Source organism: Pseudomonas sp. GW821-FHT05H12 (genome assembly GCF_059419385.1).
Map to the genome: position 1 here is coordinate 1 of NZ_JBWKRS010000038.1, position 12945 is coordinate 12945.

General features: G+C 61.3%; 12 protein-coding genes. 9 read left to right on the forward strand and 3 right to left on the reverse strand.

Going from position 1 to position 12945, the window contains the following annotated elements:
- Window positions 1-153: 153 nt before the first annotated feature.
- The gene (locus AC07SU_RS25810) at window positions 154-939 is read right to left on the reverse strand and encodes a helix-turn-helix transcriptional regulator (RefSeq protein ID WP_494998642.1); all 786 of its coding nucleotides are present in this window, start codon (window positions 937-939) and stop codon (window positions 154-156) included.
- Window positions 940-1139: 200 nt separating this feature from the next.
- On the opposite strand from AC07SU_RS25810, the gene AC07SU_RS25815 reads away from it, so the two are divergent.
- From AC07SU_RS25815 to AC07SU_RS25850, 8 genes are all read left to right on the forward strand, one after another.
- Entirely contained in the window at window positions 1140-2504 is a 1365-nt protein-coding gene (locus AC07SU_RS25815) for an APC family permease (protein WP_494998643.1), read from the forward strand.
- Window positions 2505-2513: 9 nt separating this feature from the next.
- A complete protein-coding gene (locus AC07SU_RS25820) occupies window positions 2514-3617 on the forward strand; it encodes a DmpA family aminopeptidase (RefSeq protein ID WP_494998644.1) in 1104 nt (367 codons plus the stop codon).
- A 367-nt stretch (window positions 3618-3984) separates the two neighbouring features.
- Window positions 3985-5418 (forward strand): serralysin family metalloprotease, encoded by a 1434-nt coding sequence (locus AC07SU_RS25825; protein ID WP_176998322.1) that lies wholly within the window; start codon window positions 3985-3987, stop codon window positions 5416-5418.
- 48 nt (window positions 5419-5466) lie between these two features.
- Entirely contained in the window at window positions 5467-5835 is a 369-nt protein-coding gene (locus AC07SU_RS25830; protein WP_176998321.1) for a protease inhibitor Inh/omp19 family protein, read from the forward strand.
- A 103-nt stretch (window positions 5836-5938) separates the two neighbouring features.
- Window positions 5939-7690, forward strand: a complete 1752-nt coding sequence (locus AC07SU_RS25835) for a type I secretion system permease/ATPase (RefSeq protein ID WP_494998645.1) — start codon at window positions 5939-5941, stop codon at window positions 7688-7690.
- Window positions 7687-9000, forward strand: coding sequence for an HlyD family type I secretion periplasmic adaptor subunit (locus tag AC07SU_RS25840; RefSeq protein WP_494998646.1), 1314 nt, complete (start codon window positions 7687-7689; stop codon window positions 8998-9000). Before AC07SU_RS25835 ends, AC07SU_RS25840 begins: the two co-directional genes overlap by 4 nt.
- Before the next feature lie 2 nt (window positions 9001-9002).
- Complete coding sequence (locus tag AC07SU_RS25845; protein WP_494998647.1) at window positions 9003-10331, forward strand: TolC family outer membrane protein; 1329 nt, start codon at window positions 9003-9005, stop codon at window positions 10329-10331.
- 108 nt (window positions 10332-10439) lie between these two features.
- Entirely contained in the window at window positions 10440-11870 is a 1431-nt protein-coding gene (locus AC07SU_RS25850; RefSeq protein WP_494998648.1) for a polyurethane esterase, read from the forward strand.
- Here the strand turns inward: AC07SU_RS25850 and AC07SU_RS25855 are convergent, their stop codons facing one another.
- Window positions 11871-12149: a hypothetical protein gene (locus AC07SU_RS25855; RefSeq protein WP_494998649.1), complete on the reverse strand. Its 279-nt coding sequence runs from the start codon at window positions 12147-12149 to the stop codon at window positions 11871-11873. It abuts the gene before it with no gap.
- Window positions 12150-12340: 191 nt separating this feature from the next.
- On the opposite strand from AC07SU_RS25855, the gene AC07SU_RS25860 reads away from it, so the two are divergent.
- On the forward strand, window positions 12341-12505 hold the full coding sequence (locus tag AC07SU_RS25860; RefSeq protein WP_494998650.1) for a hypothetical protein: 165 nt from the start codon (window positions 12341-12343) through the stop codon (window positions 12503-12505).
- 50 nt (window positions 12506-12555) lie between these two features.
- Here the strand turns inward: AC07SU_RS25860 and AC07SU_RS25865 are convergent, their stop codons facing one another.
- Entirely contained in the window at window positions 12556-12780 is a 225-nt protein-coding gene (locus AC07SU_RS25865; protein WP_176998314.1) for a YgdI/YgdR family lipoprotein, read from the reverse strand.
- Window positions 12781-12945: the final 165 nt, after the last annotated feature.

Here is a 12945-nt window from a genome sequence, read left to right on the forward strand (position 1 = left end):
CCACCCCCCCCCCCCCCCCCCCCCCCCCCCCCCCCCCCCCCCCCCCCCCTCCCCTCCCCCCCCCCCCCCCCCCCCCCCCCCCCCCCCCCCCGGGCTCCTACAGGTGGTGGACCAATCGTTCCCACGGTCCGCGTGGTAACGAGATGTGGTCGCCTACGGGTTTTCCAGGTCATGCCCCAACGACTGGATAAACAACGAAAACAGCTCCGGCTGTGACGAAATATCCAGCTTCGCGTACAAATGCCGACGGTGCACTTTCACCGTATCCGGCGAGATATTCAGGCGTTCGGCCATGGCCTTGGACGAAAACCCGCGCAGCACCAGCCGCGCCACTTCCAGTTCGCGCTCCGACAACACGCCACAGCCGAAATGACTCAATGCATCGCGGATCTGGCTGTCCATCGCCGCAGGGCGTTGGGTGCTTTGCTGCCAATGCTGCTGCATCAACGGCAATACCCAATTCGCCACCGTGGTCATCAGCCCGGTCTCTTCCGCGCTGAAGCGCCGCTGCATGCCCAATGACAATGACAAGGTACCCGCACCCGGCAGTTGCAGGATGAACTGCACCTCGTCTTCCAGCACGTTGTCGTGGAAATAATTGAGGAAGTACTCGCTCTGGCGGAAGTGGTCCGGTGCGACTTCCTCCAGGCGGTACACGCCGCTGGCATAGCCCTCGCGACAGGCCTGGAAAAACGGGTCGAGCAAATACAGGCCATTGAGGTACACCAGCATCGACGCCGGTTTGCTGCTCGGCTGGGCGTCGTACTCTTCCAGGGCCTGGGGCGGGCCGTCGACCGGGTAGAAAATCGCCAGGGCGTTATCGAACGGCAGGCAGTGGTGCAACAACAGCACCAGCTGTTTCCAGAACCGCTCGCTGCCGATGTGCGCGACGGTGCGCCCCAAACCGGCATGCAGGCCGACTTCTTGAAACAGGCTCATGTAACAGGCTCCCGCCAACCCAAAGATCGGCCAAGGGTTCGGCTTTTGCCGGGTGGCGTCAAGGGGAGTACGCCAATAGGGGAATTGGCTGGCATGAACACCCTGTTTAAGGTTGCCATCATTCAGCGGGAAACATATCCCGCGACATTCAGACGTTTCGTTTCTGCCTCACACCAAAAACAACGACAGAGGATAACGATATGAGCACTTCCCCCACGCCAGACGGCGTGCTGAAACCCACCTTGAGTGTTTTCGACGTGGTCGCCATTACCGTTTCGGCGGTGACCCCGGCCAGTTCCGTATTCGTGATCGCGCCCTTTGCCATCCAGCAGGCCGGCAGCGGTGTGTTCCTGGCCTTTGTGATGGCCGCCGTGCTCGCGCTGATGTTTGCCTTTTGCTACGCGGAGCTGGGCCGCGCCCATAACAGCGCGGGCGGTGAATACGTATACGCCAAGCGGGTGTTTGGCGGCATGGCCGGGTATGCGACGTTTTTGACGGTGCTGGTGATGCTGTTGTTTATCCCGCCGGTGTTGGCCACCGGGGCGGCGACTTACTTGAACAACGCCCTGGGCACAAAATTCGATTCACAAACCGTCGCCCTGGTCATCGTGGTGTGCAGTTACGCCCTGGGCATCCTCAATATCAAGCTCAACGCCTGGATCACCGGCACCTGCCTGTTGCTCGAAGTCGCTGCGCTGCTGGTGATCGTGTTTCTCGGTTTCGGCAACCCGGTGCAGCCGGCCAGCGTGTTGTTCCAGCCACAGATCGTCGAAAACGGCGTGCTGCACCTCGCGCCCTGGGCCTTGGTCATCGGCGCCGTGGGCATCGGCCTGTTCTCGTTCAATGGCTACGGCCCGGCCGTGCTGCTGGCCGAAGACATGAAATGTGGCGGCAAAGGCGTGCACAAAGCCGTGTTGTGGTCGTTGGGGCTGGTGGTGGTGATCGAACTGGTGCCGATCACCGCGCTGCTGATCGGCGCGCCGTCCCTGAGTGCGATGATCAGCAGCCCCGACCCCATCGGCTACCTGCTGACCAGTCACGGCAATGAAACCCTGTCACGCCTGGTCAGCGCCGGGATCTTCCTGTCGGTGTTCAACGCGATTGTCGCCATCGTCATCCAGATCGGCCGCGTGGTGTTCAGCAGTGGCCGCGATGCGCTGTGGACGCCAGGCATCAACAAGCTGTTTACCCGTATTCACCCGCGCTGGGATTCGCCGTGGTTGGCTACGCTGTTCCTGGCGATCCCGTCGGCACTGTTGAGTTTCAGCTCCAACCTGGCGGACCTCACCTCGTTCAGCGTATTGCTGATCATGCTGGTGTACCTGGTGGTGGCGTTGAGCGCCTTGATGAGCCGGGTATTGCTGCGCGATCGCGAGCATCCCTATCGCATGCCGCTGTGGCCGGTTCCCGCGTTGCTGGCGGTGCTGGGCGCAGGCTACCTGCTGGTGACCCTGGTCGCGGCGGCGTCGGTACGCGACATCATGATTATCATCGGCTTGCTGGCCCTGTCGGTGATTCTGTATTGCATCAGTGGCCGGTTGAGTCCGGCGTTCCAGAAATTGTAAGGAGTGGTTATGCGTGCACGTCAATTGGGCATCACCTTGGGGCTGGGCATGCCTGGCGAATTGAATGCCATCACCGATGTTCCGGGGGTGCGAGTCGGTCACACCACGCTCAAGACCCGTGTCGACGGCAAACAGGTGCGCACCGGGGTGACAGTGGTGCAGCCGCGTGCCGGAGAGGCGCGGCTGCAACCCTGTTTTGCCGGGTACCACGTGCTCAATGGCAACGGCGATGCCACGGGCCTGGAGTGGATCAGCGAAGCCGGCCTGTTGACCACGCCGCTGGCTATCACCAACACCCACAGCATCGGCATCGTGCGCGACACCCTGATCGCCCTAGAGCGTGAGCGCCTGGCGGACCCGGCGGTGTACTGGTGCATGCCGGTGGTGATGGAAACCTACGACGGCCTGCTCAATGACATCTGGGGCCAGCACGTCAAACCCGAGCATGTGCGCCAAGCCCTGGAAAGCGCCGAAGGCGGCCCGGTGCAAGAAGGCGCGGTGGGCGGTGGCACCGGCATGATCTGCCACGAATTCAAGGGCGGCATCGGCACGGCATCGCGGCGCCTGACGACCGAGCAGGGCGGCTGGACCGTCGGCGTGCTGGTGCAGGCCAACCATGGCAAGCGCCAGGAGCTGCGGGTGGACGGCTACCCGGTGGGGCGCAGGTTGATGGACATCCCGTCACCGTTCGCGGAGCGTGGCACGCCGGGCATGGGCTCGATTGTGGTGATCATCGCCACTGACGCACCGTTGCTGCCTCACCAATGCAAGCGCCTGGCCCAGCGCGCGTCCATCGGCATTGCGCGCACGGGTGGCGGCACCGAGGATTCCAGTGGCGACCTGTTCCTGGCGTTTGCCACCGGCAACACGGCATTGCCGCCTGCCGATTACGGGCGCAAGGATTTGCCCCTGAGTACCGAACTGCAGATGGTCAACAACGACCATATCTCCCCGCTGTTCAGCGCCGCCGCCGAGGCTGTGGAGGAGGCGATCATCAATGCCGTCCTGGCCGGGGAAGACATGCTCACTGACGACGGTGCGACAGTGCCGGGCTTGAAAGCCGAGACTTTATTAGAGGCATTGCGCACAACGGGCTGGAGTGTGTCCCGGTAATAGGGGGCAACTCTCATTATTATGATAACTAGTGGCTCTTTAATGTTGCCAATGACACCGTGACAATATATTGGATCCATTAATTAACGCCGCTATTAGAGTGGCGCGGCTTTAGCGGTATTTAATATTTAAATAAGGGGTGGATGTTTTTTGTCGGACAAAATCAAGTGCGCCCAGCAAATACTGGATTTGAATTGCGAGAGGTATTAGTTGGCCAGTTTTTTAAGCCGGAAATAGATGTAGACGAATGATTTCAAGTTGTGTCAGTTTTCTTACGCCTTCAAAAGAGGCGAGTGATAGGACGATCTCGCCCGCGGGGTTCCTATCGAACAAAGACTGATGCACTTGCAAACAAGGAAGTACGTTTATGTCAAAAGTAAAAGACAAAGCTATTGTATCTGCCGCGCAAGCCAGCACCGCGTACTCGCAAATCGATAGCTTCAGCCATCTGTATGACCGTGGCGGTAACCTCACGGTCAATGGCAAACCGTCCTACTCCGTGGACCAGGCAGCCACCCAGCTGCTGCGGGACGGCGCCGCGTACCGTGACGTTGATGGCAACGGCAAGATCGATCTGACCTATACCTTCCTCACCTCGGCCTCCTCGAGCACCATGAACAAACATGGCATCTCCGGGTTCAGCCAGTTCAACGCTCAGCAGAAAGCACAGGCCGCACTGGCCATGCAATCCTGGTCGGACGTGGCCAACGTGACTTTCACCGAGAAGGCCACCGGCGGCGACGCACATATGACTTTCGGCAACTACAGCGGTGGCCAGGACGGCGCAGCCGCCTTCGCTTACCTGCCCGGCACCGGCGCAGGCTATGACGGCACTTCGTGGTACCTGACCAACAGCAGCTACACGCCGAACAAGACGCCGGACCTCAACAACTACGGCCGGCAGACCCTGACCCACGAAATCGGCCACACCCTGGGCCTGGCCCACCCTGGCGACTACAACGCCGGGAACGGCAACCCGACCTACAACGACGCGACCTATGGACAGGACACGCGCGGCTACAGCGTCATGAGTTACTGGAGCGAGAGCAACACCAACCAGAACTTCAGCAAAGGCGGCGTAGAGGCTTACGCTTCGGGCCCGCTGATCGACGACATCGCCGCGATCCAGAAGCTCTACGGCGCCAACTACAGCACCCGCGCCGGTGACACCACCTACGGGTTCAACTCCAACACCGGGCGTGATTTCTACAGCGCTACGTCCAACGCCGACAAGCTGGTGTTCTCGGTTTGGGACGGCGGTGGCAACGACACCCTGGACTTCTCCGGTTTCACCCAGAACCAGAAGATCAACCTCAATGAGGCCTCGTTCTCCGACGTTGGCGGCCTGGTGGGCAACGTGTCCATCGCCAAGGGCGTCACCATCGAGAACGCCTTCGGCGGTTCGGGCAATGACCTGATCATCGGCAACAATGCGGCGAACGTCATCAAGGGCGGCGCCGGCAACGACATCATCTATGGCGGTGGCGGTGCGGACCAACTGTGGGGCGGTGCCGGCAACGACACCTTCGTCTACGGGGCCAGCTCGGACTCCAAGCCTGGGGCGTCGGACAAGATCTTTGACTTCACCTCGGGTTCGGACAAGATCGACCTGTCCGGCATTACCAAAGGTGCAGGCCTGACCTTCGTCAATGCGTTTACCGGGCACGCAGGGGATGCTGTACTGACCTACGCGGCAGGTACCAACCTGGGTACATTGGCAGTCGACTTCTCGGGTCACGGTGTGGCGGATTTCCTCGTCACCACCGTCGGCCAGGCAGCCGTCAGCGATATCGTGGCGTGATGTAAAGCGCGCGGCGCCTCGGCGCCGCGCACTGGGAAGGAGCTGGAAATGCCACGTTTTTCTCATTTGATCGCCTGTGTTTCACAGGTGTTGTTCGTGTCGGCAGGAGCCCACGCAATGGCGAGCAGTCTCGTTTTACCCACCACCGCGCAATTGGCCGGGCACTGGGCGTTGAAGCAGCAGGACCAGGTCTGTGCCCTTGACCTCTTGGAGCAGGCCAACGCCCTGGGCGGCGATGTGGCCTGTGCAACCCAATGGCTGGGCGACAAGCCCCTGAGCTGGTCACCGACGCCGGATGGGATCTGGCTGATGAATGCCGAAGGCACCGGCATTACCCATTTGAACCGCCAGAAAGAAGGCGAATACCAAGGGCGCACTCCGTCGGGCACCCTCCTGATATTGCAGCGCACGCCTTAGTTGTTCGTTATAAACATATAACTTGATTTTATTAGTTGGCTGTCCCCTGTTTCGGGGGTGGGCAACTATTGCGCGCAATTAGGTTCAAGGAAGATCAAAACATATGGCCAAGCCCCATGCCGTTGCGCCCTTGTTCAAGGCGCTGGGTGAATACAAGAGCATTTTGATCAGCATTGGCTGTTTCACCGCATTGATTAACCTGTTGATGCTGGTACCGTCGATTTACATGCTGCAAGTGTATGACCGCGTACTGTCCTCCCAGAATGAAACCACCCTGGTGATGTTGACGTTGATGGTCGTGGGCTTCTTTGCCTTTATTGGCACCCTGGAAGTCATCCGCAGTTTTATCGTGATCCGTATCGGCAGCCAGTTGGAGCGGCGTTTCAACTTGCGCGTCTACAAAGCCGCGTTCGAGCGCAACCTGCAACGCGGCCAGGGGCATGCCGGGCAATCCCTGGGCGACCTGACCCACTTGCGCCAGTTCATCACCGGGCCTGCGCTGTTCGCGTTCTTCGACGCGCCGTGGTTTCCCATCTACCTGTTCGTGATTTTCCTGTTCAACGTGTGGCTGGGCGTATTGGCCACGGCGGGCGCCGTGCTGCTGATCGGCCTGGCGTGCCTCAATGAATACATGACCAAGAAACCGTTGGGGGAGGCCAGTGGCTTCTCCCAGCAGTCCACGCAACTGGCCACCAGCCATTTGCACAACGCCGAGACGATCCAGGCCATGGGCATGCTCGGTGCGTTGCGCAAACGCTGGTTTGCCGTGCATTCGCAATTCCTCGGCTTGCAGAACCGGGCCAGCGATACCGGCTCGGTGATCACCTCGCTGAGCAAATCCTTGCGCCTGTGCCTGCAATCGTTGGTGCTTGGCCTGGGCGCGCTGCTGGTAATCAAGGGCGACATGACCGCCGGGATGATGATCGCCGGTTCGATCCTGATGGGGCGCGTGCTCAGCCCCATCGACCAGTTGATCGCGGTGTGGAAGCAATGGAGTTCGGCAAAGCTGGCCTACCAGCGCCTGGATGACCTGTTGCGCGAGTTTCCCCCGGAAGGTGAACAGATGGCGTTGCCGGCGCCCAAGGGGCAGGTGAGTTTCGAGCAGGTCAGTGCCGGGCCGCCCGGGCGGCGCGTGGCGACCTTGCAGCAAGTCAGCTTCAACTTGGGGGCCGGTGAAGTGCTGGGTGTGCTCGGCGCCTCGGGTTCGGGCAAGTCCACCCTGGCCCGCGTGTTGGTAGGTGTGTGGCCGACCCTGGCGGGCATCGTGCGCCTGGACGGTGCCGACATCCACCGTTGGGACCGTGACGACCTCGGCCCGCACATTGGTTACTTGCCCCAGGACATCGAACTGTTCAGCGGCAGCATCGCCGACAACATTGCGCGCTTTCGCGACGCCGACCCCGAGCAGGTGGTCAAGGCGGCTCAACAAGCCGGGGTACATGAGCTGATCCTGCGCTTGCCCCAGGGCTACGACACCGTGTTGGGGGACAACGGTGGCGGCCTGTCGGGCGGCCAGAAACAACGGGTGGCACTCGCCCGCGCGTTGTACGGCGCGCCGCGCCTGATCGTGCTGGACGAGCCCAATTCCAACCTCGACACCGTCGGTGAAGCCGCCCTGGCCAGCGCAATCGTGCAGATGAAAGCCCAGGGCAGCAGCGTGGTGCTGGTCACCCACCGTTCTTCGGCGTTGGCCCAGGCCGACAAGTTGCTGGTGCTTAACGAAGGGCGCCTGCAGGTGTTCGGGCCAAGCCAGGAGGTGCTGCGCGCCTTGTCCGGCCAGCAGGAACAGCCACGGGAAAAGGCCGGTGTGAGCCTCAGCCGTCAGTATCAAGCCGCAAGGAACCCAGGCGCATGAGCAGCCTTACTGTTGAACCGCGTTTTGAACAACGCGACGCACGCTTTTTTGTCCGCATGGGCTGGCTGCTGACCGTGGTCGGCGCTGGTGGCTTCTTCTTGTGGGCCAGCCTGGCGCCGCTGGACCAGGGCATTCCGGTGCAGGGCACGGTGGTGGTATCGGGCAAGCGCAAGGCCGTGCAAACCCTCAGCCCTGGCGTGGTCAGCCGGATCCTGGTGCGCGAAGGCGAAGCGGTGAAGCAGGGCCAGCCGCTGTTCCGGCTCGACCAGACCCAGAACCAGGCCGACGTGCAATCGCTGCAGGCCCAGTACCGCATGGCCTGGGCCAGCGTCGCCCGCTGGCAGAGCGAGCGCGACAACCGTGCCAGCATTACCTTTCCCCCTGAGTTGAGCAGCGACCCCGACCCGGCGCTGGCGCTGGTGCTGGAAGGCCAACGTCAACTGTTCAGCAGTCGCCGCGAGGCGTTTGCCCGCGAGCAGGCCGGCATTCGCGCAAACATCGACGGTGCCACTGCGCAACTGGGCGGCATGCGCCGTGCGCGCAGCGACCTGACCGCCCAGGCCCAATCCCTGCGCGATCAACTGAGCAACCTGCAACCTTTGGCCGACAACGGCTACATCCCGCGCAACCGCTTGATGGAATACCAGCGCCAGCTGTCCCAGGTGCAACAGGACCTGGCGCAGAACACCGGCGAAAGCGGCCGCGTGGAGCAGGGCATTCTTGAGTCGCGCCTCAAGCTGCAGCAACACAGCGAGGAGTACCAGAAGGAAGTGCGCAGCCAACTGGCCGACGCGCAATTGCGCAGCCTGACCCTGGAGCAGCAACTGACCTCGGCCGGCTTCGACCTGCAATACAGCGAGATCAATGCACCGGCCGACGGCATCACGGTCAACCTGGGTGTGCACACCGAAGGCGCCGTGGTGCGCGCCGGCGAAACCTTGCTGGAAATCGTGCCCCAGGGCACGCGCCTGGAAGTGGAAGGGCATTTGCCGGTGCACCTGGTGGACAAGGTGGGCACCCACTTGCCCGTGGACATTCTGTTCACCGCCTTCAACCAGAGCCGTACACCGCGCGTGCCGGGGGAGGTGAGCCTGATCTCTGCCGACCAGATGCTCGATGAAAAAACCGGCGCGCCGTACTACGTGCTGCGCACCACGGTCAGCGAGGCGGCGCTGGAGAAACTCCACGGCCTGGTGATCAAGCCGGGCATGCCCGCCGAGATGTTTGTGCGCACCGGCGAACGTTCGCTGCTCAATTACCTGTTCAAGCCGCTGCTCGATCGCGCCGGTTCTGCGTTGACCGAGGAATGAGCATGAAGCCTGTGTTCTTCGCCTTACTGCTTCTGTGCTCCAGCGCCGAGGCGGCCATGGGGCCGTTCGATGTATACGAGCAAGCCTTGCGCAACGACCCGGTGTTCCTTGGTGCCATCAAGGAGCGCGATGCCGGCCTGGAAAACCGCACCATCGGCCGGGCCGGCCTGCTGCCCAAGCTGTCCTACAACTACAACAAAGGTCGCAACAACTCCCAGGCCACCTTGCCCGACGGGCGCGGCGGCAATTACCACGATGACCGCAACTACAGCAGCTACGGGTCCACGTTCAGCCTGCAGCAGCCGTTGTTCGACTACGAAGCCTATGCCAACTACCGCAAGGGCGTGGCCCAGGCGCTGTTTGCCGACGAGAGCTTTCGCGACAAGAGCCAGGCGCTCTTGGTGCGAGTGCTGACCTATTACACCCAGGCGCTGTTTGCCCAGGACCAGATCGACATCGCCCGCGCCAAGAAGAAGGCCTTCGAGCAGCAGTTCCAGCAGAACCGTCACCTGTTCGAGCAGGGCGAGGGCACCCGCACCGACATTCTGGAAGCAGAGTCACGCTATGAGCTGGCCACCGCCGAAGAAATCCAGGCCCTGGACGAACAGGATGCGTCGCTGCGAGAACTGGGCGCGTTGATCGGTGTGCAAAGCGTGAATATCCAGGACCTGGCGCCGCTCAACCCGAGCTTCGCCGCGTTCGCCCTGGCACCGGCCAACTACGACAGCTGGCACGAGCTGGCGCTCAGCAATAACCCGACGCTGGCCTCCCAGCGCCAAGCGGTGGAGGTGGCACATTACGAGGTGGAGCGTAACCGCGCTGGGCATTTGCCCAAGATCACTGCGTATGCCAGCTCACGCCAGCAGGAATCCGACAGCGGCAACACCTACAACCAACGCTACGACACCAACACCATCGGCGTGGAAGTCAGCATGCCGTTGTATGCCGGTGGCGGCGTTTCCGCTTCGACGCGCCAGGCCAGCCGTGCCATGGAGCAGGCCGAGTACGAGCTGGAAGGCAAGACCCGCGAAACCCTGATCGAACTGCGCCGCCAGTTCAGCGCCTGCTTGTCGGGTGTGAGCAAGTTGCGCGCCTATCAGAAGGCCCTGGCCTCCGCCGAAGCACTGGTGGTGTCGACCAAACAAAGCATCCTCGGTGGCGAGCGAGTCAACCTCGATGCGTTGAACGCCGAACAGCAGCTCTACAGCACCCGTCGCGACCTGGCCCAGGCCCGTTACGACTACCTGATGGCCTGGACCAAATTGCATTACTACGCCGGCAACTTGCGCGACACCGACCTGGCCAAGGTGGACGAAGCCTTCGGCCATTGATGTTCCGTAGGAGCCGGCTTGCCGGCGATAGGGTGTCCCGCACGCCGTAATCGCCAGCAAGCCGGCGCCCACAGTGGGGTTTGTACAACAACAAAAAGAGGCGCTGCGATGGGAATCTTCGACTATAAAAACCTCGGCTCCGAGGGCTCCAAAGCGTTGTTTGCCGATGCCATGGCGATCACGCTGTATTCCTACCACAACCTGGATAACGGATTTGCCGTGGGCTACCAGCACAACGGCCTGGGGCTCGGCTTGCCGGCCACCTTGGTCGGTGCGCTGCTGGGCAGTACCGATTCCCAGGGGGTGATCCCGGGCATTCCCTGGAACCCGGACTCGGAAAAAGCTGCGTTGGAAGCCGTGCAAAAAGCCGGTTGGACGCCGATCAGTGCGAGCACCCTGGGTTACACCGGCAAGGTGGATGCGCGAGGCACGTTCTTCGGTGAAAAGGCTGGCTACACCACCGCGCAAGTCGAAGTGCTGGGCAAGTACGATGACGCCGGCAAGCTGCTGGAAATCGGCATCGGCTTTCGTGGCACCTCGGGCCCACGGGAAACCTTGATCAGCGATTCCATCGGTGACCTGGTCAGTGACCTGCTGGCGGCGCTGGGGCCCAAGGATTACGCCAAGAACTACAGCGGCGAGGCGTTTGGCAACTTGCTCAAGAACGTCGCTGACTATGCCAGCGCCCACGGCCTGAGCGGCAAGGACGTAGTCGTCAGCGGCCACAGCCTGGGCGGTTTGGCCGTCAACAGCATGGCCGACTTGAGCAACAACAAGTGGTCGGGGTTCTACAAGGACGCCAACTACGTTGCCTATGCGTCGCCGACCCAGAGTGCCGGGGACAAGGTGCTCAATATCGGTTATGAAAACGACCCGGTGTTCCGTGCGCTGGATGGCTCATCGTTCAACCTGTCGTCGCTGGGCGTGCACGACACACCCCACGAGTCGACCACCGACAACATCGTCAGCTTCAACGACCATTACGCGTCGACCTTGTGGAATGTGCTGCCGTTTTCCATCGTCAACCTGCCCACCTGGATTTCCCATTTGCCCACCGGTTACGGCGATGGCATGACGCGTATTGTGGAGTCCGGGTTCTACGACCAGATGACCCGCGATTCCACGGTGATCGTCGCCAACCTGTCCGATCCGGCGCGGGCCAACACCTGGGTGCAGGATCTCAACCGCAACGCCGAGCCCCATAAGGGCAATACCTTCATCATCGGCAGCGACGGCAATGACCTGATCCAGGGCGGCAAGGGCGCTGACTTCATCGAAGGCGGCAGGGGCAACGACACGATCCGCGACAACAGCGGCCACAACACCTTCCTGTTCAGCGGGCACTTTGGCAACGACCGCATCATCGGCTACCAGCCCACCGACAAGCTGGTGTTCAAGGACGTGCAAGGCAGCACCGACCTGCGAGACCACGCCAAGGTGGTCGGCGCGGATACGGTGCTCACCTTTGGTAACGACTCGGTCACCCTGGTAGGCGTGGGTCACGGGGGCCTGTGGTCTGACGGCGTGGTGATCGGCTGATCAACGCCAGTGCTGCCCCCGCCAGCCGCCACCCCAATAGGGCCGGTGGGGGTAGCCATAGCCATAGCCGTAGCCGTAATAGTGATGCGGGTAGTAATAGGGCCGTGGGCCGTAACCCCAATGGCCGTAGTAGACCGGTGGTGGCGGTTGCTGCACCACGATTACCCGGGGAGGTTGGCGGATGATGATGGTGTCGGCAAACGCCGGCGCGCTGGCCAGGGCCGCCAGGGTCAGGGGAATGAGTAAAAGAGCGCGTACCGTTCGGGACATGAGTGCCATGGCCGTCGTTCCTCCGTTTTGCCGCCTTCGACGTTGAAGGGGCTTACCGGTTAAACGTGGGGAGAGGGGCAAATCCTTCGGTAAATAAATCTTCACTGATCAGTGGTAAATGCACCGACGGATAACCCGGGGCTCACACGTTCAATGACTACCTGCGAGAGGTTTCGCGCGTCATGTGTGAGGAATTGAGCATGTCCCGACTTCGATTGTTACTCTGCGCCGTGGTGTTGTTGGGGGTGGGCGGGTGTGCGGTGTACCCGGCTTATCCGGGGCCATGCTGCTACCGGCCGTACTACCACTCCTACTACTACCATCCCTACTATCACCCGTATTACCACCCGTACTACCGGTATTGATCGAGATGCGCTTCAACAAAAAGCCCCGCAGATGCGGGGCTTTTTCATGTTCAGTTTTCCTTGCGGACGGTGGCGACGTCGGACGCCTTGACCCGCACGTGCTTGCCGGCGATGTCGATGAACTCATAGAAACCGTCAGCGGTGTTTGTCTTGGGCAAATCCTTGGTCAGGTACTGCGTACCGTTTTGCAGCGTCACGACGGTTTGCGTTGCGCAACCGGCCAAAACCAGAAAAGTGAGTGCAACCAGCGGCAGACCCAAATTCTTCATGCTCATAACCCTACCTTTAACCTTGAAGAGACCCGCACCAGAGGGCCGCGGGCAACAAATGTTACGCGATCAATGCTTGTATCTGATCACTTTAAAACTAAAAGTTGCGCGCGCCACTTATCTATTACCGATTGCAACAACGCCTTTGGGGCGGCAATCTGTATGCATAAC

Bases quoted from the DNA above. Each gene is read 5' to 3' on its own strand.
- AC07SU_RS25810 (WP_494998642.1), bottom strand. From the start codon at position 939: ATGAGCCTGTTTCAAGAAGTCGGCCTGCATGCCGGTTTGGGGCGCACC.
- AC07SU_RS25815 (WP_494998643.1), top strand. From the start codon at position 1,140: ATGAGCACTTCCCCCACGCCAGACGGCGTGCTGAAACCCACCTTGAGT.
- AC07SU_RS25820 (WP_494998644.1), top strand. From the start codon at position 2,514: ATGCGTGCACGTCAATTGGGCATCACCTTGGGGCTGGGCATGCCTGGC.
- AC07SU_RS25825 (WP_176998322.1), top strand. From the start codon at position 3,985: ATGTCAAAAGTAAAAGACAAAGCTATTGTATCTGCCGCGCAAGCCAGC.
- AC07SU_RS25830 (WP_176998321.1), top strand. From the start codon at position 5,467: ATGCCACGTTTTTCTCATTTGATCGCCTGTGTTTCACAGGTGTTGTTC.
- AC07SU_RS25835 (WP_494998645.1), top strand. From the start codon at position 5,939: ATGGCCAAGCCCCATGCCGTTGCGCCCTTGTTCAAGGCGCTGGGTGAA.
- AC07SU_RS25840 (WP_494998646.1), top strand. From the start codon at position 7,687: ATGAGCAGCCTTACTGTTGAACCGCGTTTTGAACAACGCGACGCACGC.
- AC07SU_RS25845 (WP_494998647.1), top strand. From the start codon at position 9,003: ATGAAGCCTGTGTTCTTCGCCTTACTGCTTCTGTGCTCCAGCGCCGAG.
- AC07SU_RS25850 (WP_494998648.1), top strand. From the start codon at position 10,440: ATGGGAATCTTCGACTATAAAAACCTCGGCTCCGAGGGCTCCAAAGCG.
- AC07SU_RS25855 (WP_494998649.1), bottom strand. From the start codon at position 12,149: ATGGCACTCATGTCCCGAACGGTACGCGCTCTTTTACTCATTCCCCTG.
- AC07SU_RS25860 (WP_494998650.1), top strand. From the start codon at position 12,341: ATGTCCCGACTTCGATTGTTACTCTGCGCCGTGGTGTTGTTGGGGGTG.
- AC07SU_RS25865 (WP_176998314.1), bottom strand. From the start codon at position 12,780: ATGAGCATGAAGAATTTGGGTCTGCCGCTGGTTGCACTCACTTTTCTG.